This window comes from Corynebacterium tuberculostearicum (assembly GCF_046097255.1).
In the GTDB taxonomy this organism is placed as follows: domain Bacteria; phylum Actinomycetota; class Actinomycetes; order Mycobacteriales; family Mycobacteriaceae; genus Corynebacterium; species Corynebacterium tuberculostearicum_J.
Window position 1 is genome coordinate 1,331,658 of sequence record NZ_CP175770.1, and the last position, 22,131, is coordinate 1,353,788.

Here is a 22,131-nt window from a genome sequence, read left to right on the forward strand (position 1 = left end):
CCTAGTGCGTGGGCTCAGATGGGTGTGGATGCCGGAAGTCTTTGTTTGCTGGAAGCACGTTTCGCTCGTCGATTGAGCGCGTTAGGGGGCGTCGGAAAGCGGTTTAGCTAGAACCACCGCAAGGAAAGGCGGCAAAGCGGGGCGCAGTTGCGATGAAAACTAGGCTCTAGGCGTGCGGTAGAGGAGTCAATTGGTGGGGAAGAAGGGGCTGCCAAAATGTCTTAGTGCTGAAAGTCACAATTTAGAATTCTCTTAATTGTTAAGCGTTTTCTTAGTAAGGGTAATTCTTGGTCGGGTGTCTGTCATCCTCTGTCGTTTGTGCAGCTTGTGACCTTAAAGCCTCTAATTCTGGTGGGAACTAGCGTCCGTGTGGAGGTTAAATCTCGACAAGGTCAACGGAAGGTAACGAAGCGATAACAAACGTTATTTTGGTGTCGCGAATGGACATTGCTTGTGATGATTTCGTAACCTATTCGAGACATTGAGTTACCGCCCGAAAAGGTGCTCAATCTAAACAGAAGAATTACAGCGCCGCATCTGGCCCCTCCTACTGAGGGGCCGAGCGGAGGAAATCCTAAAGGAACGGATTCCCAACGAACGCTAGTCCCCCAGGGTCAGAGCTTCCTTTACAAGGGGAGTAGGCGCGCAGGAAGATTTGGAGTTTTACTCATGGCACAGCACCGTCGTCAGGGCATGAAGAACACCCGTCGCATCGCATCTACTGCAGCACTGGCTGCAACCGCCGCCGTCGTCGCACCGGGCGTCGCACAGGCAGCAGAGGTCGTCGTACCTAATACTGACTACCGCTTTGAGGTAGCAGGTCTGGAAAACGTCCCGAACATTGACCAGGTTCCGAACATCGACCGCTACGTTCCGTCCCTGGGTAAGGTTTCTAACCAGCAGAACACCAACTACGCAGCAGCTGGCCACAAGCAGGCCGCTCCGGCACAGCAGACCGTTGGCCAGAAGGCACTGGCTGCAGCACGCTCCGTCATCGGCTCCCCGTACGTATACGGCGCCGCTGGCCCGAACGCCTTTGACTGCTCCGGTCTGACCAGCTGGGCATACGCTCAGGCTGGCAAGCAGATTCCGCGTACCTCTCAGGCACAGGCTGCCGCCGGTACCCCGGTACCGCTGGATCAGCTGCAGCCGGGTGACATCATTGCTTACTACGGTGGCGCTTCCCACGTTGGTATCTACACCGGCCACGGCACCATCATCGACGCCCTCAACTCCGGCGTCCCAGTTCAGGAGCGCGACCTGAACTACATGCCGATTCACTCCGCAGTTCGCTTCTAAGAAGCAGCGGATCTAGCCCTCCCCTTCGCGGGGAGGGCTTTGTCGTGCATTAGGGGGTAAAACCCGCTATAGTTAATACGATTTCTAAAATTTTCTTAGTCTAAGGGTCCTTACGTGTCTAAACGAGTACTTCCTGCAGCTGCACTTGTGGCGGCTCTTGCTGTTTCGTCGGTTTCTGGGATTTCGCAGGTTGTTGCGCAGGAGGCGGCTCCACAACAGGAGAGCGCCACCGAAGATGTGGACGCCTTGGTAAAGCGCGTTGGCGAAGTTGCGCGCAAGGTTTCTGCCAAGAATGAAGAAGTAAAAGAGCTCGAGGTCAAGCTCGAGGAAAAGCAGGCTGAGGTTGCTGAATCTGAGCAGGCCGCCGCTGAGGCACAAACGCGTGCGGACGATGCGAAGGGCGATGTTTCCACCCAGCAGGACCGTGTCAACGGCATCGCACAGTCGCGCTACCGCGGTGATTCCCGTTCGGCAGTGTCTGGGGCCTTGGCAGCGGAAGATCCTTCCGATGCCGTAGAGCGCATGGGCTACCTCGGCGCGCTTTCCCGCAAGGCCCAGCGCACGCTTGATGCGAAGGCAAATGCTGCGTCCATGGCGGAAGAGGAAAAGCATAAGGCTGCTGACGCCGCTGCCAAGGTGCGCGAGGAAAAGAAGGCGCTGGAAGAGCAGCGTGAAGAGCTCCTCAAGGAGAAAGAGGAGCTGGAAAAGCAGCAAAAGGACATCGAGAAGCAGGTGGACGCCCTCGATGAACAGCAACGCGAGGCTTGGGAAGGCCAGTTCGGCGGATCTGATAAGCCGGATATGGATCTGGGCGAGGTCGCAGATGGCGCTGCTTCCGCAGCGTTGTCGAAGCTGGGCGCCCCATATGGCTGGGGTGCGGCTGGCCCCGATCAGTTTGACTGCTCCGGCCTGATGTTCTGGGCGTATCAGCAGATTGGCAAGTCCATTCCGCGTACGTCGCAGGCTCAGATTGCAGGTGGCACATCGGTACCGTTGGAAGACCTACAGCCGGGCGATATCGTGGGCTATTACCCTGGGGTAACGCACGTGGGCATGTACATCGGTAATGGTCAGGTGGTCCATGCCTCTACCTATGGCGTGCCTGTTCAGGTAGTACCGCTGAAGTCCATGCCGATTACCGGAACGGCGCGGTACTAAGTGGCCCGCGTTCTGCTGGTAACCAATGACTTTCCGCCCAAGATTGGCGGCATTCAGTCTTACCTGCGCGATTTCGTAGCAACCTTAGATCCGCGCGATGTCGTGGTCTTTGCCTCAACCCAGGAATCGCCGGCGGAATTCGATGCCGGGGTGGACTACAAGGTCATCCGCTGGCCTCGCCGCGTGATGTTGCCGACGCCCGCCACGGTGCGTCGGATGCAGGAGATCATCCGCGCAGAAAATATCGACATCGTCTGGTTTGGCGCCGCCGCGCCCCTTGCCTTGATGGGCAAGGCTGCAAAAGAGGCGGGTGCCACCCGTGTGGTTGCTACCACGCACGGGCACGAAGTGGGGTGGTCAATGGTGCCCGTGGCACGGCAGTGCCTGCGCCGTATTGGTGACCATGCTGACGTGATTACCTATATTTCCGACTACACCCTGCGTCGGTTGCGTCGACCATTTGGACCGAATCCGCGCTGGGAGCACCTGCCTTCCGGAGTGAGCGTGGAGGGCCTTTCTCCAGCCACGCCGGAGCAACGCGCAGCGGCGAAGGCAGAGTTCGGGGTCAGCGGGCCGACCATCGTCTGCATTTCGCGGTTTGTCCCGCGCAAGGGTCAAGACCAGCTGCTCCGCGCTATGCCTCTAGTGCGTGAAGAATTCCCGGATGCACGGCTACTGCTTATAGGCCGCGGACGCTATCGCTCGGCCCTAGAGCAACTGGCGGAAATGTACTGCCCGGACGCAGTGATCCAAGAAGCAGAAAGCATTGAGACTGCTTTGCACGCAGCGGATGTTTTTGCCATGCCGGCACGCACCCGTGGCGGTGGGTTAGACGTCGAGGGCTTGGGAATCGTGTATTTGGAGGCCCAAGCGTGCGGCCTGCCAGTTATCGCCGGAGACTCCGGAGGAGCACCGGAGACGATGACGGGGGAGACGGGGGTCGTCGTCAAGGGCGCCTCTGTGCCGGAACTAGCTGAAGCGTTGAAAGCTCTCCTGGCCGACCCGCAGCGTAGGCTGCGCATGGGGCAGGCGGGGCGTCGCCATGTGGAAGAGAATTGGACGTGGCGGATAATGGGGCAGCGATTGCGGCAGCTGATGTCTTGATGTGACCCTAACCCGGTTGTCGGTATATTCTGTTATGCATGCTTAAGAACAACTCCGCCGATCTGACTATCGGCTTCGACGTCGGTGGCACCAACGTGCGCGGCGGAGTGATCACTCGGGAGGGTGAGATTCTCGCGAGCCGCACGGTTCCTACTTCCATGGACGCCGAGCAGCTGGAAGCGGATATTGTGGGCATTGTCAATGAGCTGCGCGCTGACTATGAGGTGGACGCCGTTGGCCTCGCCTTGGCGGGATTTTTGGATCCTACGTGCGAGGTAGTGCGCTTCGCCCCGCACCTTCCCTGGCGGCACGCCAATGTGCGGGAATCACTCTCGCAGAAGCTCGGTATGCACGTGCGGTTGGAGCATGATGCAAATTCCGCCGCGTGGGGTGAGTGGTGCTTTGGCGCCGGCCGTGGAGCGGAGGATTGGGTTTTCTTTGCGGTAGGAACAGGTATCGGTGCCACTCTGATGACGCATGACACCATCTACCGCGGCGCGTTTGGCACCGCCCCAGAATTTGGGCATATCGTGGTAGTCCCTAATGGTCGGCAGTGCTCCTGCGGTAAGCGCGGCTGCTTGGAACGCTATGCCTCCGGCACCGCGTTGCCGGATACCTGCGCCGATTTGCGTGGGAGCTATGAAACCTCGCTGCCGGCTGAGCCCACCGGTAAGGAAATTACCCAAGCGGCGCGCCGTGGAGATCCGCTTGCCGTAGCGGTAATGGAAGACTTCAGCCGGTGGCTGGGCCAGGGCCTATCCATTGTTGCTGATGTTTTGGATCCGGAGCTCATCGTGCTCGGCGGCGGCGTATCCCAAGATGCGGACCTCTATCTCGAGGGCGCTGCCCAAGCCATGGGGCAGGATATTGTCGGGGCAGGGCATCGCCCCCTCGCACGTGTTGCCACCGCAGAATTAGGGTCGGCAGCGGGTATGATTGGCGTAGCCGATTTGGCCCGCAGCGGCCGTTAAAACTAACAAAGGACGACCTGGCGATGAAAAACAAGTGGTACTGGGCTTTTAAGCACATCTTCTTCGGACCCGCCCTGCGAGTATGGAATCGCCCGTGGACCGAGGGCATCGAGAAAATCCCCGCTGAGGGTCCTGCGATTTTGGTGTCGAATCACCAGGCCGTCATGGATTCCTTCTTCTTTCCTTTGGTGTGCCCGCGCCAGATCACGTTTCCGGCTAAGTCGGAATACTTCACCACTCCGGGTCTTGTCGGCAACCTGCAAAAGTGGTTCTTTACCTCGGTAGGCCAGGTCCCCATTGAGCGCGATAGCGAGGACGCAGGCGACGCCATCGTGGAAACCGCAGAGGGTATTTTGTCCCGCGGCGATCTCTTCGGTATCTATCCGGAAGGAACTCGTTCCCCAGATGGCCGTGTGTACAAGGGCCGTACCGGCATGGCGCGCATCGCCATGGAGACTAATCAGCCAGTATTTCCCATTGCGATGATCAATTCGCGCAAGGCCAATCCCATTGGCTCGTGGATTCCCCGTCCATTTAAGGTTGGCGTGCGGGTAGGAGACCCCATTTGGCCGCATGAGTGGGCCAAGGAGCGCGGGATGAATCCGGCCGAGCATGAGACTATCCGCGCCTTCACGGATTTTGTGATGCGCGATTTGGCCGAGCTGAGCGATAAGCCTTATGTTGATGTGTACGCCTCCGATGTGAAGGCTTCGCTTAAAGCCGGCCATGGTTACCCCGCCGGCGCCGAATACAAGGGGAGGTAATCACTATTCCCAAGGCCCGCTTAGCTTGGCCAGATACCGCTAAAGGCGTATCCATTATCGGCGTGGTGCTCTTGCACGTCACGCTGGTGGTTCCGGAAGGTGAGCTAACGTGGTTGGCTGACCTAAACATGTGGCTGGACCCGCTCCGCCTACCCTTGTTTTTCCTCGTATCCGGCTATTTCTCTACCAAGATCTTTCGCTATTCTTTCAGCGAGCTTTTTACCCGCCGCCTTTGGTTTTTTCTCGTGCCCTATACGGTGTGGATGACCGTTGAGCTGTGGACTAAGCGCATCGAGTACCACTGGGTATTTGGTGATCCTTATCTGCAGCTTACGGATCTGCTCTATAACCTGCTGCTGGGCCATACCATGGCGTGGTTCATTCACGCGCTTATCTTTTTCAATATATTTTTGTGGGCCGTACGCAAGTTGCCCGCGTGGGCAGGCATTGGCCTGAGCTTTGCACCGCTGCTGTTTATAGCGTGGCAGGATCATTATTACTTTATTGGCAAGGCAATCATGTTCTTGCCCATCTTCGTCGGTGCAGCCTATCTCCGCGGGCCTATTACGCGGTTTGCCGACGCCGCCGAAGCACCCTTTAAAGGCACCTTCCGCAAGGGCTCTATGTGGGCATATGGCGCGGCAATCATCAGCTACATCGCGGGACTTACCATTCGGCACACCTGGAATGCCGTCGAAGGCGAGGTAGCGGTGCAGTGGCCTCTGCCAGGCGGGGACATTCTTGGCCGAGGCGATCTAGACCTGTTGATCCGCTTTGCGGAGCAGACGCTTGAAACCCCAGCGGGCATCGTTGGTGCTGTGCTTATTAGCCATGTTCCGGCTCTGTCCACTTTTGTAAAGTTCGTGGGCCGGCATACCCTGCCCATCTACTTGGCCCACCCAATCGGCATGACGCTGGGGTACGGCTTCTTCATGGCCCACCGCGATTATGTGGTGAGCCTTGCTGGCCAGTGGCCGATGGAAAACACCTGGTTCTGGATCGGAATGTGCTTCTTCTACTCCGCTGCGGCGTCGGTAGCGCTCTGGGTCCTCGGGAAGGTCCCTATCCTTGGCTGGACGCTGGTTCCGCCGCGGATTGATAAGCGCCGGCCCGTCGTAGAGCCAATGGTAGCGAGCAAAGAACCAGCAGAGCGGTAACGATGGCGTAGTCATTGCCCACAATGTGCTGCCACCATGCCCAGTTCAGCTCTTGGTCATTGGCATGGGGGACGAGCCAATGGCCGCGGGCCAAAAGCGCCAGCCACGTCAGCGCCCCGAGCGCCCAGTGGCGCCGCGCCACTAGCAGCACGCCCGCCAATACTAGCCAGGTGAAGTGGTGTGACCATGACACCGGCGAGCACAGGAGCGATACTGAAGCGGCCAGCAGCATGAGTACCGCCTGGTTCTCGTGGGAGAGGCGCTCCATAGCAAACCACACGATGGCAACGACGAGGACTACGGCTACAAGCCACAGCTTTTCAGCGTGTTCGGGGACTAGGCGGCTAAAGAAACCGCGCAGGGATTGGTTGGAGCTATAGGCAAGTCCACCTATGCGGTTGGAATCGCGCAGCGTTTCGCTCCAGTACTGGATGGAGCTATGCGGATTGCAGGCGAAGGCGATGAGCCCAGCTGCCAGAAAGGAACCCAGGGCGCTGAAAAATGCGCGCCATTCGCGGCGGACGAAAAATACGGCGAGAAATACCGCAGGGGTGAGCTTGATCGCCATAGCGATGCCGGTAAGCACGCCCCTGCCGCGTCCGGGGCGCAGCCAGAGGATATCGACCACGACGAGTGCGGTGAGCAGGATGTTGACCTGCCCGAAGCTAAAGGTCTCCGTTACCGGCTCCGTAAGCATTGCCGCTAGCAGCGCCCAGCCTGCCCAGCCAGGGCAATCAACGGCGCGCAGAACCAAGGCTATGCAGCCCCACAGCGCAAGAAAGGAGGCGATAGAAACCAGGATGCTTGCAGCAGTGAGGGGAATCCAGCTCAGTGGGGCAAAGAGCAGCGCCGCAAAGGGCGGATAGGTGAAGGGAAGAGAGACATCGCGATTGCTGCCAACGAGGTAGTCCTTGGAATAGAGGTCGCTGCCAAAGCCGGCCCCGCCTTCGCGGTAAACGTCCAGGTCAATGTGGTAATACGTGGAAAAATGGCCGGAGAAAAGCTCCGGAATATCAATGAGCCACCAAAGGGCCACGAGGGCAGAGAGGCACAAGGGCAAAGCAGTAAACCACAAAGATTTCTTCACGCCAGAAGTCTACAACCGTCTCTTTAAGGGGCCAATTTATCGCCGCAGACTAGGCGGCACTAGGCTTGGGAGACGTGCGCTACTTCTATGACACCGAATTTATCGAAGATGGACAAACCATTGAATTGGTCTCCATCGGCATCGTCGGTGAGAATGGCAGCGAGTACTACGCCGTGTCTACGGATTTCGATCCGTCCAAGGCCAATTCTTGGGTCAAAGACAATGTACTGGCCAAGCTGCCCAGCCCGCGGGACCCAGTATGGAAGCCTCTGGAGACCATTCGCGCGGAGGTCTTCGAGTTCCTGACCCAGAGCTCAACTCCGGTAGAGCTGTGGGCGTGGGTGGGCGCCTATGATCATGTGGTTTTGGCGCAGCTGTGGGGCGATATGGCCGGACTGCCAAAGCGCATGCCACGCTATACCCGCGAGCTGAAGCAGTATTGGGAATTTGCAGGGCGACCGAGCCTGCCGGCCGTGCCTAAGGGCAATCACGATGCGCTTGTCGACGCCCGCCATAACCTCGCCAAGTTCCGAGCCTGCGCCCAGGTGCTTCCGCTGTCTAAGGGTAATAGAATTAATATCTAGAATTTAACTAACTCGCGATAGGCGCTTGATGGTTAAATAGCAGTGTGAGTTGGACAGTAGATATTCCGCAAGGCGTTCTGCCAGACCTTCCGCCATTGCCCGCCGGCATCGACGAGGTCTTCCAGGACGTCATCAAGCGTGACGCAAAGCAGCAGCCCAGCTGGGATACTTCCCAGGCCGATAACGTGCGCAAGATTCTCGAGTCCGTGCCGCCCATCGTGGTTGCGCCCGAGATCGAGGCGCTCAAGAAGAAGCTGGCAGACGTTGCCTTGGGTAACGCCTTTTTGCTGCAGGGCGGCGATTGCGCGGAGACCTTTGAGTCCAATACTGAGCCGCATATCCGTGGCAATGTGAAAACGCTGCTGCAGATGGCCGTGGTGTTGACCTACGGCGCATCCGTTCCCGTGGTTAAACTCGGCCGCATCGCTGGCCAGTACGCCAAGCCACGTTCTTCCGATACGGACTCCAATGGTTTGCTGAACTACCGCGGTGACATTGTCAACGCCGTGGAGCCGACCGATGAGGCTCGTCGCCACGACCCAGCCCGAATGATCCGCGCTTACGCGAACTCTTCGGCGGCAATGAACCTCGTGCGTTCTTTGACCTCTTCCGGCACTGCGGATCTCTACCGCCTGCATGAGTGGAACCGCGAGTTCGTGCGCAATTCCCGCGCTGGTGCCCGCTACCAGGACTTGGCCCGGGAGATTGAAAACGGACTGAACTTCATGAATGCCTGCGGCGTGCATGATGACACCCTGCGCTCGGCCGATATCTACTGCTCGCACGAGGCTTTGCTGAAGGACTATGAGCGCTCCATGCTGCGCTTGGGCCAGGACAATAACGGCGATACCAAGCTCTACGATCTCTCCGCACACCAGGTATGGATTGGTGAGCGCACTCGTGGCATCGAAGATTTCCACGTGAACTTTGCGGCGATGATTGGTAACCCAGTGGGCATCAAGCTGGGACCGGGCGTCACCCCGGAGCAGGCCGTGGAGTACGCGGAAAGGCTGGACCCGAACCGCGAGCCGGGGCGCCTGACCATGATCTCGCGCATGGGCCACGATAAGGTGCGCACGGTTCTGCCTGCCATTGTGAAGGCGGTGGAAGACTCCGGCCACAAGGTGGTATGGCAGTCCGATCCGATGCACGGCAATACCTTCACCGCTTCTAATGGCTATAAGACTCGCCACTTTGACAAGATCGTGGATGAGGTCCAAGGCTTCTTCGAGGTTCACCGCGAACTGGGTACCCACCCGGGTGGCGTACACCTTGAGTTCACCGGTGAAGACGTCACCGAGTGCTTGGGCGGCGCCGAGGACATTACCGACGTGGATCTGCCGGGCCGCTACGAGTCGGCCGTGGATCCGCGCCTTAATACTCAGCAGTCGCTCGAGCTGTCCTTCCTCATCGCGGAGATGCTACGTAACTAAATCCACAGGTTCGGCGTCATGCCGTAGAGCGAGGAGCCGAACCACCACCCGCCGATAGCCACCGCGCCCACCGCAATCGCGACCACTACTAAGTACAGCACTAGTGACAGCGGATTGCGGTTGGTCAGCGGACGCTCGGCGGGTTCTTCATGTGCGCTTTGGACCGGTTGCTCGGGGACAGGAGCAGGTACCGGTGCAGGCGCAGAGGCAGCTGCCGGCGCAAATGGTTCGAGTGGGGGCTCGGACGCGGAATACGGCTGTGCCTGGGGTTGTGACAATGGTTGCGGCTCCGGTTCAGGAGCGGCCCCGGCCTGTGGCAAATCCAGTTTCGTCTCAAAGCTAAGGCGCTGCGGCGGGATGACTTCAGTCGGGCCGCCGTCGAGATGCTCCGTTTCGCCCTGAGGAATGCTGCGGGTGGGTTCGAAAATTTCCGTGGCCCCAGTGCCAGAAAAATCCGTGGGTGCTTGTGCCGTGCGCGCCGCGGCAGCGTTCCTTGGCACGGGGATGGTCACGTCCGGAAGATCGAGCTCCCGGCAGACATCATCGAGCGCCTCGAGGAATTCTCCGGCGTCGGCGAAGCGCTCGCGGGGATCGCGGGCGGTGGCGGTGGCCACGAGGGCGTCGACAAGCTTGGGCACCCCAGAAATCCGCGAGGACGGCGCGGGGACGTCAGAATCCAAGCGGGCCGTGGCATGCGCTAGGGGAGTATCCCCCGAGAATGGAACGGTGCCGGTAAGCAGCTCGAAGAGGACGATGCCGGCTGAATAGACATCCGAGGCCGGCGTAATTTCTTCGCCCGTGACCTGCTCCGGCGCGAGGTAGGATACGGTGCCCACGATCATGTCCGAGGTAGCCTCGGCATTGGTGGCACGCACCAGCCCAAAATCGCCCACCTTTACCCGGTGGTGCGAGGTAATAAGCACATTATCGGGCTTAATATCGCGGTGGATAAGGCCAGTGGAGTGCACTTCCTCCAAGCCGCGCAAAACATTGCGAAGGGTAGAGGTGGCCGCCTGCACCGGAAAGGGGCCGCCCTCGGCCAGTAGCTCGCGTAGCGTACCGCCGTCGATGAGCTCCATGATGAGATAAATGGGCTCGCCTTCGGCGGAAAAATCGTGAATAGCCACGAGATTGGGATGCTGCAAGCGGGCCATGGCGCGAGCCTCGCGAGAAAAACGCTTGATAAAGACCGGGTCATCGGAATAGCGCTCGTCCATGACCTTGGCCGCGACCGCTCGCCCCAGCCGCATGTCCACGCAGCGATAGACGGTAGACATGCCACCGCGGGCAATGGGGCGATCGATCCGGTAACGATTCTCCAGAACGTCACCAATTTCCAACCTAGTCATGCTTCCCAGTATGGCCGATCATCTAGCCCGCGTTAAAGTAGAAAACGTGACTAACCAAGAAAAATCCCTCGATTCCTTGCTCGCTAACGAAGAACTACTCAGCATGCAGCAGGTGGCAGAAAAGCTAGACCTACCCATCACGCGCGCTTATGACCTGCTCCAGGACCGAAAGTTCATTGCCTGGGATTCCCCAGAAGGAAAGCGCGTACCTCTGGCCTTCTTCAACGACAAGGGTGTGATTGCCAAGCATGTAACTGCCGCAATTACCGTGTTGACAGACGGCGGCTATAAGGACGACGAAATCTTCAAGCATCTCTTTACCGAGGATGACTCGCTGCCGGGCCGCCCGATCGATGCCCTGCACGGTCACCTTGCCCGCGAGGTTATTCGCCGCGCGCAGGCTGCCGCTTTTTAGGCACGCCTTCAAAGATCCACTGGGTGGCAAACCACGCCACCACAATCATGCCGATCACCCAGAACCAGTTGTAGAGCTGGTGATTGCCATCGCCGGAGAAAGAGACGCCAATAAACAGGGCCACGCCGGTGGTGAATTTGATGAGCCAGAGCGGCGGCCGGAAGGTGCCCATCAGGGTAAAGATAGAGGCGTAGTACCACGGTAGGGTCACGGCATTGAAAACAAAGGCAACTTGGTACGCGGCCGCGGTGCCCATAATGGCGTCGCGGTTGTCCTTGCGGCAAAGCCACCACACCGCCACCAGCCCAATGAGCATGCAGGCCATGGCGATGCTGCGCAGGACGGCCAGGATGGCGTTATAGGACGCATCCGGCATAAATATTTGTACCGCTGGGAAGATAATATCGGTGGCCAAGGTGGGGCCGGCTAGCGGGTTAATCACCTTGGAATTGCCGCTTACCTGCGATAGCCAGCCCCATGACGTGCCGGAAACCCACGTGATGAGGGCTACTGCGGCGATGATTTCTGCCACTGCGGCGATGCCAGATAGCACAAAGACAGCAAGTTGTCGCCACTTACTGGAGCCCTTGGGAGCGTAGTGGTGGAGCATCATCCATACGATAAACGGTGCCGCAATAACCGCAGTTGCCTTCATAGCCACGGCCGTGCCCACGAGGATGAGGGCGGCGTGGAAGCGCTGATGCAATGCCGCTAGCAGGCCGATAGACACGAGCCCTACCATGAGCGACTCATTATGCATGCCGCCGATAAGGTGCACGATAATAACTGGATTAGCTACACCAAGCCACAGTGCTACCGCAGGATCCGCGCCGAGTTTGCGGGCGATGCGGGGGATTGACCAGGCGATGGCAATAAACCCGAGCAGAGAAAGAACCTTATAGATCACCACGCCTGCAGTGACGTTATCTCCTACCAGGCTGGTGACCAGTTCTCCTATCCACAGGTGAAGGGGACCATAAGGTGTGGTGGTATTGCGCCAATCTTGTGATACCTCAAGGAGGAAGGGTCCGGGGTTAACGGCGGCACCTTCGGTATACGGGTCGAAGCCATCGCGAACCATAGCACCTTGCATGAGGTAGGAATACACATCGCGTGAGGCCAATGGCCCGGCTAATAAAAGGGGAGCTACCCAGGCGATGAGGATGCGCTGGATGTCGCGCAAGCCGCCCTCGGGGAGAGGATTTTTGAGCTGTGGGCGAATGATGGTGCGCCCAGCAAGCACCCACGCTGCGGCTAAGAGGAAAATGCCCACCCAGTACAACGCGAGGCCGAGATTGCGCCCGTGCCCATAAGACAAGAAGCCAATATTTAATGCTTCGAGGAGTCCTCCGCGGTTGCGGGTGGCTCCGCCAGAAAAGGACGCTAGCAATAAAATGCCGGAGGCAGATAGCCCCAGCGGCAGCGCGCGTGGAATGGGGAAAGAGTACGTTTTTGCCACGGCACAACCTACTTGCGGCGAGCAGTGGCCTTGATCGCCAACTGCTCTAGGGCTTCGGTCACCGCGGGATCCACCTGCGCGGCGTGCAGGTGCTGCAGTCCCGATCGCGTTAGGGCATCGATGCGGCGCTCAATTTCTTCTGGTGCGCCCGAATCAGCGATGATCTGGGCCAGGCGCGATAGCTCCTGGGGATCTGAGGTGTGGCCAATGAGCTTGCGCAGGGTAGCAGCAGCTTGTGGATCGGACTCATCCGCGCGCTGGAGCGCTAGCGCTAAAAGTTCGGTTCGCTTTCCTTCGCGCAGATCATCACCGGCAGGTTTGCCGGTCACCGCGGGATCGCCAAAAACACCCAGCTGATCGTCGCGCAACTGGTAGGCAATGCCTATATCGTGCCCATAGCCGCGGAAGGCTGCGATAAGTTCCTCGCTCGCACCGGCGATGGCGGCGCCCAAGTGCAGCGGGCGTTCAATGGTATAAGCGGCCGTCTTATAGCGGTTGACGGAATTGGCAAGCTCTACCGATTCGGACCCTGCCGCCTCCAAAGAGATGTCCAAGAGCTGTCCACCGATAACCTCAGTGCGCATGCCGCGCCACGGGCTGCGGGCACGGTGCAAAGCGGCCGCACTCAGGCCGGAATCTTGGAACATGTCTTCTGCATACACAAGCGCTAAATCACCCACCAAGATTGCCACGGAGGTGCCGAAGAACTCTGGATCCCCCAAGTATTCCGATTCGCGGTGCAGCTTTTCGACGCCCCGGTGCACCGTAGGATTGCCGCGACGGGTATTTGAAGCATCGATAATGTCATCGTGGATAAGAGCGCAGGCTTGGATAAATTCCAAAGAGGCGGCCGCGCGGAGCATAGCCGCGGGTTCTTCTTCTCCTCGACCTGCAGCAAGGTAGCCCGCCCAAGCATAGGTAGGGCGCACTCGCTTGCCGCCGTCAAGTACGAAGGATTCCAAAAAGCTCACGGCCTTGGTTACCGGGGCACCAATTTCCGCCACCTGCCCTCGGCGTTGATCGAGAAAGGTGGCGAGTTCCTCGCGCACCGCACCGGGGATTTCCGCAAGCTCAGGAATATTCTGCATAGTCACACCCCACACGATACCGGCTAGGCTGCGCAAGAAATAACAGAGGTTTACAGCGGCAGGCTCGCGCCCAATATGGCAAAGGGGCGGGCATCGGCGGGGTAGAGATGATCACGGAGGACATCGAAGAAGCCGGCGGCTCTATAGAGGCGGAAGGCACCGTTATCCTCGTTCGGCACCTCGGGTGTGGACAACAGTGCGTAGCGCGCCGGAGCATTCCATAGCAATCCCTCTAAAAGTTTTCTGCCTAGGCCGTGCCCCTGGTACTGCGGCAAGACGTGGATCTCTGCCAACTCAAAGTAGTTGCGCACAATGTCCCACTGTTCTTCGGTGGGCCCGCCTTGTAGTAGGAGCCCCCGGCGAAGCTCAGCGTCCCACCAGCTATCTGGGGAACCTAAGAACCCATAGGCCACGCCGACGATGCCATTGTCATGGGTGGCAATCTGCGCGCTGAATCCGGGGCGGGTCACGTCATTTCGCCAGCTTGAAATGCGACTATGCAAGATCGCGGGGTTGTAGTGCATTGCCTCGATGTAGATTTCCACCAGTTGCGGGGCTAGCAGGGAGAATTCCGGCGGGGTTAGGCGGCGAATTTCAAAGCTCACACTTCCTATGACACCAGAAGTCTGTGGCGGAGGGGAAAGCAGGGCTCGCTATATTCTTCGAAATTCATAAAAGTGAATCGAACAAGAAGACTGAGGAAAGCGTGTGTCCAGCTATTAACATTGCTCGAATCGAACAGGTGAACTATACTCGGGGTTGAAATGTCTAGCGGCTTACTTAGGGTCAGGGGCAGTTCAACGACGTTATTTATTTAGTTAAGGGCAAAGACAATGGCACAGATTATTTCGGCAACGCGTACCCGTTCTCTTGGGCGAGGAGGTGGCAAGCGGGCACGGTTCCTCTTTCAGGCACGAGAATTATTAGACGCCGCGCGAGGTTATGCGGCTGAGGGGCGATTCGATCAAGCCTTAGAGGTGGCGTACCAATCGGCTCTACGTACTGCTGGCGCACGAGTGGCTGCATCTGTAGTGGCTCGGCGCCGCCGCCTTCCCTCCAGCGCATGGGATCGTTTAGCGCTCGTCGGTGTGGAGGACAAGCGGTGGGCTGAATCCTTTAAGGGGTATTCGCGGACTCGTGCGCGCGTGTCTTCGGGGCTGGATGAAGCGCCGAGCGAGGAATATGTTTATGGCCTCATGCAGCGTGCTGCACAATTTTTGGATGAAAGTGAGGCAGGGACTACTTTCGGCACTTTTGCTGCGTAGTCACTCCGTGGGGCGCTCACTACCTTTTGGGGAACATACTGATTATTCTGGGCGTTAGTATAGATAGAACTATCACCGCCCGAAGCTCAATCCCTAGTTGGAGGAACAGTGTCTCTTTCCGAGCAGGAGCAGCGCACGCTCCGTGAAATTGAGGAATCGTTACTTGCTGACGATCCTAAGTTTGGCGCTTCCGTTTCTGAGCCTACGTCGTTCGGCGGATCTGGCGGTGCGGTAACCCTCCGAGGCGTAGCGCTCGTTGTCGTTGGCCTTTGCATGCTTATCGGCGGAGTTGCTCTCGCCCAGCAAAGCCTGTGGTTTATCGTGCTTTCTATCGCGGGCTTTTTGGTGATGTTTGCCGCCGGTGTGTGGATGCTGCGCGGAGATGGATCTGGGCATTCTGCCCAGGGGCATTATTCCAGCGCTCGTGCAAAGAAGTCCGCGTCCCGCAGTGGTGGAGTCAGCGGCAAGTTGGAGGAAAACTTCCGTCGCCGCTTTGAGGAGCGTTAGCGCTTTTTAATTTAGTTCGCCCCGGTTGGCCCAGTGAGGGTCAACCGGGGCATTTTTGTGCCGCGCCAAAATTCCCCACTTTGCCCCACGGATGAGGCGCTGGGTGGGCAATGGTGGGGTGGTTGCCCCATGGGCTTAGATAAAAGTCCTCGATAACACAGCATATGGGGTCGGTGGGTGGGGTGGGGCGCATTATATTGGTGTTACGGGTGGGGTAAGTGGGGTGGTTGTAGTGGGCTGTCAAGGCCTTTCGCGGGATTTCTTCCCACCGGAAAAACCATTATCTAGCTGCACGTAATTGAAAGTAATCCGAGGGACACGCCGCTTTAAGTGGGTTAGGTGGGGGAAAGTGGGGTAGAGTGGGGCGCAGCGGAGGAAAGAGGGGCTCAAGGGTCTCGATTCTGAAGTAAGAGAATCCGGAGTTTTTGAGTAAGGAAGGTGGACGCCGGGATGTTTCTCGGAACCTACACTCCGAAGCTCGATGACAAGGGACGTCTTACGCTTCCGGCAAAGTTTCGCGATGAACTCGCGGGTGGCCTCATGGTCACCAAGGGGCAGGACCACTCGCTGGCCGTGTACCCGCGGGAGGAATTTGCGGCACGTGCGCGGAAGGCTGCGGCGGTTTCTCGAACCAACCCAGAAGCACGTGCTTTCATTCGTAACTTGGCAGCAAGTGCGGACGAACAGCGGCCGGATGGGCATGGGCGCATTACGTTGTCCGCGGGGCATCGGGAATATGCCAACTTGTCCAAGGAGTGCGTTGTGGTTGGCTCTGTGGACTTTCTCGAAATTTGGGACGCAGCCGCGTGGGCTGAGTACCAGTCGCAAACTGAAGATGCTTATTCGGCAGCAGATGCCGATGACGTACTGGCAGGCTTGCTCTAAGCCTGCACAAGAGTGCGTGTAAGGACTCTGTCCGAGGCGGATGATTCTGGTGTACTTCCCCGATATCAGAAACCTGCCTCGGACAGGGCCCTATACGCACTCGCATGCTTTCCACCACTGGAAGTCAGGGAATTTGAGAAAGGGGGTTGCGGGGAGACATGGCTACCAAAGACCTAAATTATGATGTGGCCGAAAACCACGGCCACGTGCCGGTCATGCGCGAGCGCATGGCTGATCTCCTGCGCCCCCAGGTAGAAGCGGCGGGGGATAAGGCAGTGCTTCTCGACGCCACCCTGGGCGCCGGTGGCCACACTCGCTACTTCCTGGAATCTTTCCCCGAGGCTCGAGTCATAGGCGTTGACCGCGATAAGCAGGCGCTGCGCAATGCATCCGAACGTCTTGCGCCCTATGGCGATCGCTTTGTCGGCGTTAATGCACGATTCGATGAGCTGGGCAGCGCCATCGCGGAAGGCGACGGCGACATCTTTGATTCGGCCCGCACCGTAGGCATTGCCGGCGCCCTTTTTGACCTTGGTGTTTCCTCCATGCAGCTAGACCAGGCTGACCGCGGATTCGCTTATAAGGCGGATGCACCGCTGGATATGCGCATGGACCCTTCGCAGGGGATTACTGCGGCGGATGTGCTTAATACCTATTCGCACGGTGACTTGGCTCGCGTCCTCAAAACCTATGGTGATGAGCGTTTCGCGGGAAAAATTGCCTCTGCCGTGTTGAAAGAGCGCGACAAGGAGCCTTTCGAGAACTCCGCGCGGCTCGTTGAGCTGCTTTATGATGTCATTCCCGCTGCGACCCGCCGTACCGGAGGGCACCCCGCCAAGCGCACCTTCCAAGCGCTGCGGGTTGAGGTCAATCGCGAGTTGGAAGCTATCGAAAATGTCCTGCCGGTCATAACCCAGGCGCTTTCAGAAGGCGGCCGTGCCGTATTCATGAGCTACCAATCTTTGGAAGACCGCATCGTTAAAGCAGCCTTCAAAGAACTGACCACTTCCAAGACGCCGGCTGGGCTGCCGATGGATCTGCCAGGCACCGCGCCGAAGTTCAAGATCGTTACGCGCGGGGCGGAAAAGGCCTCTGAAGAGGAGGTCGCGGAAAATTCGCGAGCCGCGTCGGTGCGTGTTCGTGCCATCGAAAGACTCGAGGGAATGCCAGAATTTCTACCGCCGGGAGGCAGGCAATGAGCACCATCCCACGCCGCAACCACCTAAAGACTGACAGCCGCGACAGAGAGGCCACTCGCACCATGGGCGCCAGCCGAGACTTCACCACCGGAATCGATACCGGAGCCCCGACGGCGCTGCGCGAGCGTCCCAGCACTAAGCGTGCCCCGAGCCGCACTCGCGTGCCGCACCGCAGCACGAAGCGCCTAGGCTCGAAGCAGGTAGTGAGCTTCCGCGGCCGTCAGCTGCAGCCGCAGACGAAGAAGAACGGGCTCCTAACCCGGTTGGGCGTCATTTCTCTCACGCTGCTTATCGTCGGCGTGGCCTTGGCCATGTGGCTGTCCGGTCTGTCCACCAAGCAAACCTTTGCCATCCAGCAGCTGACCGTGCAGAATTCCCAACTGGATAACCAGATTGAGACCCTCAACCGCGATGCAGAAAATCTCAGCTCTTCTGCTGATATTGCGCGCCGCGCGGACGAAATGGGAATGGCTATTCCCAAGCAGCCGGGCATTGCGGAAGTCGGCGGCGATGGAAAGATCGTCGACAAGCGCGAAGGCACCCCGGATACCGAAAAGCTTATTGATGTCAACGGTGAACCAATCCGCCCGGGCCAGGCTTCCAGCGACCCAAAGGATACGGAGGGGATGTCGGATTCCCTCAATGCCGTGCCACAGGGACAGCAGCGCACCAGCAATGGTGGCGATGCCGGCGACCGCAACTCGGACCGTGAGACCAGCGATGCCGGCGCCGCCCAGGACACTGCGCGGCCCAACCTTCCGGCCCGTGCGCCGTATGCCAGCCGCGCCGAGTAGCTAGAGAAGAATAATCGGTGAAAAAGATGATGCTCGCGCGTGGTGGCGCGGGCATTCTCACTTTTGTAGGGCACAATCAATACACGCAAGAAATTGTGGCGGAAATAGGGAAGGTGACACTGGACTGTGACTACGCCAAGTAAGGCTAGGCGCCGCCCGCGCCGCTCGACCAGCTCCGCGGTGCCGCAAAAGAAGATGATGCGCAAACGCCTGCGCATCATCGTATCCGTGGTGCTCGTGGCGATGGTCGTCCTCGCTGGCCGCTTGGCCTGGGTACAGCTTGTGTGGGGCCCGGACCTTTCCGCCAAGGCCGTAACGCAGCGCGAGCGCGTTTATATCGAGCCGGCCCGCAGGGGAGAGATCTTAGACCGCGATGGCCAGCGCTTGGCCTACACGATGAAGTCTCGTTCCTTGACCGTCTCACCGACCCGCCTGCGCGATGAGCTAAAAGACAAGGCCGAGATTGAGGCCCAAAAAGATGGCTCGACGGAGGGCATGGATGATGAGAAGCTGGATAGCTTCCTCACCCAGAAAATGGAGGAGACCCTCAAGGACATGTCTGAGGGAATCCCGAAGCTGATTGAAGATTCCGGCGCCTCGACCTCCAAGGTAGATAAGGACGACATCCTCAATAAGCTCAAAGCCGATACCCAGTATGAGGTACTGGTGCGCAATGTCGATCCGGATGTTGCCGTAGAGATCGCCAATAAGTACCACGGAGTGGCAGCGGACCGCCAAGACATCCGCCAATACCCCAACGGCGCCATTGGTGAAAACGTTGTGGGCAAGGTATCGATGGACGGCCATGGCCAGTTCGGTTTCGAGGCCGCGCGCGATACGGAACTTACTGGCATTGACGGCCAGTCCACCGAGGACGTATCCGCAGATGGCCAGGTGATCCCGGGCACGTTGCGTGACGTCGTGGATACCGTTGATGGTCGCGACGTCACCCTCACTTTGGATCTGGACCTGCAGACCTACGTCCAGCAGAAGCTGGAAAAGGCCAAGGCCAACTCCAAGGCTTCTGGTGCGGAAGCAGTGGTCCTCGATGCTGCAACCGGCCAGGTCCTCGCCATGGCTAATACCGATACCGTGGATCCCAATAAGAATGTTGAGGATCAGCTTGATGAGGGCAAGGACTTTGAAAACCGCAGCGTCTCCCATCCTTATGAACCGGGTTCTGTAGCCAAGGTGGTTACCGCGGCTGCTGCACTGCAGGAGGGCGTGACCACCCCGGATGAGGTGCACCAGGTCCCCGGTTCCATCGATATGGCGGGCGTGACGGTCAACGATGCCTGGGAACACGGCACCGAGCCGTATACCACCACCGGCATCTTTGGTAAGTCCTCCAACGTCGGCACCTTGATGATCGCCGATAAGTTGGGCCAAGAAAAGTACGCCGAGTACCTCAAGAAGTTTGGGTTGGGCAATACCACCGGTATTGAGCTGCCGAACGAATCGGCCGGCAGCGTCCCAGACTTGGAGCAATGGTCCGGCGGCACCTTCGCTAACCTGCCTATTGGTCAGGGCCAGTCGTGGACCACCTTGCAGATGGCCAGCGTGTACCAAGCGTTGGCCAATGGCGGCGAGCGTATCGAGCCGCGCATCATTGACTCGGTCAAGGGGCCGGACGGCAAGGACGAAAAGCTAGAGGAACCGGAAAAGAACCAGGTGGTAAGTCCGGAGACTGCCAAGACCACGGTGGATATGTTCCGCGCCGTCTTCCAAGACGATGATGCGGGTCTGCAAAATGGTACGGCCGGCAATGCGCAGCTTAAGGGCTACCAGCTTTCCGGTAAGACCGGTACGGCCCAGAAGGTGGACCCAAATACTGGGGCGTATTCGAATTCCGCCTATTGGATCACCTTTGCCGGCATCGCGCCGGCCGATGATCCGCGCTTCGTTGTTGCCGTCATGTTGGATGAACCCAAGTCCGGCGTGGAGGACAATGGAGGCGGCGGCCAGTCGGCGGCACCTATCTTCCGCGATATCGCCTCCTGGCTACTTAATCGTGACAATATTCCGACTTCGAAACCAGCACCGCGGCTGACCCTGCGGGCACAATAGGAGCTTAGTATGACCGTTTCTTTGGATACTCTCGCCCAGCTTTCTGGCGGCCGCGTCATTGGTGATGCCTCCGTGGAGGTCGCCGCGTGCGGGCTGGATTCTTCCCGTTTGCCGGAAGGCGCGCTCTTTGCTGCCTTGCCGGGCACGCGCGTACACGGCGCGCAGTTCGCTCGCGATACCAAGGCTGCAGCTGTGCTTACCGACGCCGCCGGGCTCGACCTGCTTACCGAAGCCCAAGAGACCCGCCCCATCTTGGTGGTGGAGGATATTCGTGCCGTGCTCGGCCCCATTTCCGCCGAGATTTACGGCCACCCCACCCGAGACTTGACGGTTATCGGCGTTACCGGCACCTCCGGCAAGACCACCACCAGCTACCTACTGGAAGCTGGCCTGCTCCACGCCGGGCATTCCGTGGGCCTTATCGGAACCACCGGTACCCGTATCAACCGCACGCCGGTCCCCACGTCGCTCACCACACCTGAGGCGCCGACCCTGCAAGAGCTTTTCGCGCGCATGAAGGACGAGGGCGTTACCCACGTGGTGATGGAAGTGTCCTCGCATGCGCTGGAGCTGGGACGCGTGCGCGGAACTCGGTTTGCGGTAGGCGGGTTTACGAACCTGAGCCAGGACCACCTCGATTTTCATCCCACCATGGAGGACTACTTCCAGGCTAAGGCGAAGCTTTTTGCTGGGGAACAGGCGGCCGAGCGGGCCGTCCTCTGCATCGATGATGAGTGGGGCGAGCGCATGCGCGGCGTCGCCAAGAGCACCGACCACCCAGTGACTACGGTTGCCACCCAGGGCGCTGCGGCCACGATTAGCGCGCGCCAAACCGCCACTGAGGCCACCGGTGCCCAGGAGGTAGCCCTGAATTATGACGGCGCTGATTTCACCTTCCGGCTGCCGCTGCCTGGCGAGTTCAATATCGCCAATGCTTGCTTGGCACTCGGCATGGCCACCGCGGTAGGAGAGGACCCAGCGGAGTTCCTATCGGGAGTGGAGAAGGTCGCAGTCCCCGGCCGCATGGAGCGCATCGACCGCGGCCAAGACTTTGTGGCCGTGGTGGACTACGCGCATAAGCCCGCGGCCATCGCTGCGGTGCTCGACACCCTGCGCGGCCAGCTGGAGGGAACCAAAGGCCGCGTCGGCATTGTCGTCGGCGCCGGCGGAGACCGCGATAGCTCTAAGCGCCCCATCATGGGCGCAGCCGCAGCCAGCCGCGCAGACCTCACCGTGGTGACCGATGACAACCCTCGCTCCGAGGACCCCGCCACCATTCGCGCGGCGGTGATGGCGGGCGCACGTGACGCCGCCCCAGAAGGCGATATCCGCGAGGTAGGCTCCCGCGCCCGTGCCATCGATGAGGTCGTCGATTGGGCCGAGCCGGGCGATGCTGTCATCGTCGTGGGCAAGGGCCACGAGGTGGGACAACTCGTGAACGGAAAGACGTTGCACTTTGATGACCGCGAGGAAATGGCCCGCGCTATCGAGGAAAAGCTGGCCGGAGCCCCGCACCGCGATACCCTTGGGGATGCGAAGGAGTAGA

21 protein-coding genes are annotated in these 22,131 nt (G+C 59.1%); 16 read left to right on the top strand and 5 right to left on the bottom strand.

The window, feature by feature from the left end:
- Positions 1-669: 669 nt before the first annotated feature.
- From ACKFRY_RS06370 to ACKFRY_RS06395, 6 genes are all read left to right on the top strand, one after another.
- On the top strand, positions 670-1,299 hold the full coding sequence (locus tag ACKFRY_RS06370) for a C40 family peptidase (RefSeq protein ID WP_005324468.1): 630 nt from the start codon (positions 670-672) through the stop codon (positions 1,297-1,299).
- Positions 1,300-1,413: 114 nt separating this feature from the next.
- On the top strand, positions 1,414-2,457 hold the full coding sequence (locus ACKFRY_RS06375; protein WP_005328943.1) for a C40 family peptidase: 1,044 nt from the start codon (positions 1,414-1,416) through the stop codon (positions 2,455-2,457).
- Positions 2,458-3,561 carry a glycosyltransferase family 4 protein gene (locus ACKFRY_RS06380; RefSeq protein ID WP_150850336.1) on the top strand — a complete coding sequence of 368 codons (1,104 nt, stop codon included), beginning with the start codon at positions 2,458-2,460 and terminating at the stop codon, positions 3,559-3,561.
- 38 nt (positions 3,562-3,599) lie between these two features.
- Complete coding sequence (locus ACKFRY_RS06385) at positions 3,600-4,532, top strand: ROK family protein (protein WP_005328941.1); 933 nt, start codon at positions 3,600-3,602, stop codon at positions 4,530-4,532.
- A gap of 23 nt (positions 4,533-4,555) precedes the next feature.
- Complete coding sequence (locus ACKFRY_RS06390) at positions 4,556-5,296, top strand: 1-acyl-sn-glycerol-3-phosphate acyltransferase (RefSeq protein ID WP_005328940.1); 741 nt, start codon at positions 4,556-4,558, stop codon at positions 5,294-5,296.
- A gap of 62 nt (positions 5,297-5,358) precedes the next feature.
- On the top strand, positions 5,359-6,453 hold the full coding sequence (locus ACKFRY_RS06395) for a hypothetical protein (protein ID WP_053087544.1): 1,095 nt from the start codon (positions 5,359-5,361) through the stop codon (positions 6,451-6,453).
- On the opposite strand, the gene ACKFRY_RS06400 is transcribed toward ACKFRY_RS06395, so the two are convergent.
- Positions 6,359-7,540, bottom strand: coding sequence for a glycosyltransferase 87 family protein (locus ACKFRY_RS06400; protein ID WP_049377665.1), 1,182 nt, complete (start codon positions 7,538-7,540; stop codon positions 6,359-6,361). The two genes, ACKFRY_RS06395 and ACKFRY_RS06400, sit on opposite strands and share 95 nt — an antisense overlap.
- 74 nt (positions 7,541-7,614) lie before the next feature.
- Between ACKFRY_RS06400 and ACKFRY_RS06405 the strand changes: the two genes are divergently transcribed.
- Together ACKFRY_RS06405 and ACKFRY_RS06410 are read left to right on the top strand one after the other, a co-directional pair.
- On the top strand, positions 7,615-8,124 hold the full coding sequence (locus ACKFRY_RS06405) for a polyadenylate-specific 3'-exoribonuclease AS (RefSeq protein ID WP_204611416.1): 510 nt from the start codon (positions 7,615-7,617) through the stop codon (positions 8,122-8,124).
- Positions 8,125-8,168: 44 nt separating this feature from the next.
- Positions 8,169-9,557, top strand: a complete 1,389-nt coding sequence (locus tag ACKFRY_RS06410) for a class II 3-deoxy-7-phosphoheptulonate synthase (RefSeq protein ID WP_250408646.1) — start codon at positions 8,169-8,171, stop codon at positions 9,555-9,557.
- Here ACKFRY_RS06410 and ACKFRY_RS06415 read toward each other — a convergent pair.
- On the bottom strand, positions 9,554-10,906 hold the full coding sequence (locus tag ACKFRY_RS06415) for a protein kinase domain-containing protein (protein WP_049377662.1): 1,353 nt from the start codon (positions 10,904-10,906) through the stop codon (positions 9,554-9,556). The two genes, ACKFRY_RS06410 and ACKFRY_RS06415, sit on opposite strands and share 4 nt — an antisense overlap.
- A 10-nt stretch (positions 10,907-10,916) precedes the next feature.
- Here ACKFRY_RS06415 and ACKFRY_RS06420 point away from each other — a divergent pair, with 10 nt between their 5' ends.
- Positions 10,917-11,321, top strand: coding sequence for an Rv2175c family DNA-binding protein (locus tag ACKFRY_RS06420; RefSeq protein WP_080970387.1), 405 nt, complete (start codon positions 10,917-10,919; stop codon positions 11,319-11,321).
- On the opposite strand, the gene ACKFRY_RS06425 is transcribed toward ACKFRY_RS06420, so the two are convergent.
- From ACKFRY_RS06425 to ACKFRY_RS06435, 3 genes are read right to left on the bottom strand one after another with little or no spacing between them, the layout of a single operon-like run.
- Positions 11,290-12,780, bottom strand: a complete 1,491-nt coding sequence (locus ACKFRY_RS06425; RefSeq protein WP_408922505.1) for an alpha-(1->6)-mannopyranosyltransferase A — start codon at positions 12,778-12,780, stop codon at positions 11,290-11,292. The two genes, ACKFRY_RS06420 and ACKFRY_RS06425, sit on opposite strands and share 32 nt — an antisense overlap.
- Before the next feature lie 8 nt (positions 12,781-12,788).
- The gene (locus tag ACKFRY_RS06430) at positions 12,789-13,868 is read right to left on the bottom strand and encodes a polyprenyl synthetase family protein (RefSeq protein ID WP_049377660.1); all 1,080 of its coding nucleotides are present in this window, start codon (positions 13,866-13,868) and stop codon (positions 12,789-12,791) included.
- A gap of 50 nt (positions 13,869-13,918) precedes the next feature.
- The gene (locus ACKFRY_RS06435) at positions 13,919-14,473 is read right to left on the bottom strand and encodes a GNAT family N-acetyltransferase (RefSeq protein WP_049377659.1); all 555 of its coding nucleotides are present in this window, start codon (positions 14,471-14,473) and stop codon (positions 13,919-13,921) included.
- A gap of 228 nt (positions 14,474-14,701) precedes the next feature.
- On the opposite strand from ACKFRY_RS06435, the gene ACKFRY_RS06440 reads away from it, so the two are divergent.
- From ACKFRY_RS06440 to ACKFRY_RS06470, 7 genes are all read left to right on the top strand, one after another.
- Positions 14,702-15,133 (top strand): SAV_6107 family HEPN domain-containing protein, encoded by a 432-nt coding sequence (locus ACKFRY_RS06440; protein ID WP_408922506.1) that lies wholly within the window; start codon positions 14,702-14,704, stop codon positions 15,131-15,133.
- Between the two features lie 108 nt (positions 15,134-15,241).
- Positions 15,242-15,640, top strand: coding sequence for a DUF3040 domain-containing protein (locus ACKFRY_RS06445; protein WP_005328929.1), 399 nt, complete (start codon positions 15,242-15,244; stop codon positions 15,638-15,640).
- Between the two features lie 450 nt (positions 15,641-16,090).
- Positions 16,091-16,525, top strand: coding sequence for a division/cell wall cluster transcriptional repressor MraZ (gene mraZ / locus ACKFRY_RS06450; RefSeq protein WP_005324499.1), 435 nt, complete (start codon positions 16,091-16,093; stop codon positions 16,523-16,525).
- 158 nt (positions 16,526-16,683) lie between these two features.
- Complete coding sequence (gene rsmH, locus ACKFRY_RS06455) at positions 16,684-17,724, top strand: 16S rRNA (cytosine(1402)-N(4))-methyltransferase RsmH (RefSeq protein ID WP_250409950.1); 1,041 nt, start codon at positions 16,684-16,686, stop codon at positions 17,722-17,724.
- Positions 17,721-18,518, top strand: coding sequence for a hypothetical protein (locus ACKFRY_RS06460; protein WP_408922507.1), 798 nt, complete (start codon positions 17,721-17,723; stop codon positions 18,516-18,518). The genes rsmH and ACKFRY_RS06460 overlap by 4 nt, the downstream gene beginning before the upstream one ends.
- 195 nt (positions 18,519-18,713) lie before the next feature.
- Complete coding sequence (locus tag ACKFRY_RS06465; RefSeq protein WP_408923415.1) at positions 18,714-20,585, top strand: peptidoglycan D,D-transpeptidase FtsI family protein; 1,872 nt, start codon at positions 18,714-18,716, stop codon at positions 20,583-20,585.
- A gap of 9 nt (positions 20,586-20,594) precedes the next feature.
- Complete coding sequence (locus ACKFRY_RS06470; RefSeq protein WP_408922508.1) at positions 20,595-22,130, top strand: UDP-N-acetylmuramoyl-L-alanyl-D-glutamate--2,6-diaminopimelate ligase; 1,536 nt, start codon at positions 20,595-20,597, stop codon at positions 22,128-22,130.
- Position 22,131: the final 1 nt, after the last annotated feature.

Bases quoted from the DNA above. Each gene is read 5' to 3' on its own strand.
- ACKFRY_RS06370 (WP_005324468.1), top strand. From the start codon at position 670: ATGGCACAGCACCGTCGTCAGGGCATGAAGAACACCCGTCGCATCGCA.
- ACKFRY_RS06465 (WP_408923415.1), top strand. From the start codon at position 18,714: ATGATGCGCAAACGCCTGCGCATCATCGTATCCGTGGTGCTCGTGGCG.
- mraZ (WP_005324499.1), top strand. From the start codon at position 16,091: ATGTTTCTCGGAACCTACACTCCGAAGCTCGATGACAAGGGACGTCTT.
- ACKFRY_RS06385 (WP_005328941.1), top strand. From the start codon at position 3,600: ATGCTTAAGAACAACTCCGCCGATCTGACTATCGGCTTCGACGTCGGT.
- ACKFRY_RS06470 (WP_408922508.1), top strand. From the start codon at position 20,595: ATGACCGTTTCTTTGGATACTCTCGCCCAGCTTTCTGGCGGCCGCGTC.
- ACKFRY_RS06415 (WP_049377662.1), bottom strand. From the start codon at position 10,906: ATGACTAGGTTGGAAATTGGTGACGTTCTGGAGAATCGTTACCGGATC.
- ACKFRY_RS06460 (WP_408922507.1), top strand. From the start codon at position 17,721: ATGAGCACCATCCCACGCCGCAACCACCTAAAGACTGACAGCCGCGAC.
- ACKFRY_RS06420 (WP_080970387.1), top strand. From the start codon at position 10,917: ATGGCCGATCATCTAGCCCGCGTTAAAGTAGAAAACGTGACTAACCAA.
- rsmH (WP_250409950.1), top strand. From the start codon at position 16,684: ATGGCTACCAAAGACCTAAATTATGATGTGGCCGAAAACCACGGCCAC.
- ACKFRY_RS06390 (WP_005328940.1), top strand. From the start codon at position 4,556: ATGAAAAACAAGTGGTACTGGGCTTTTAAGCACATCTTCTTCGGACCC.
- ACKFRY_RS06440 (WP_408922506.1), top strand. From the start codon at position 14,702: ATGGCACAGATTATTTCGGCAACGCGTACCCGTTCTCTTGGGCGAGGA.
- ACKFRY_RS06430 (WP_049377660.1), bottom strand. From the start codon at position 13,868: ATGCAGAATATTCCTGAGCTTGCGGAAATCCCCGGTGCGGTGCGCGAG.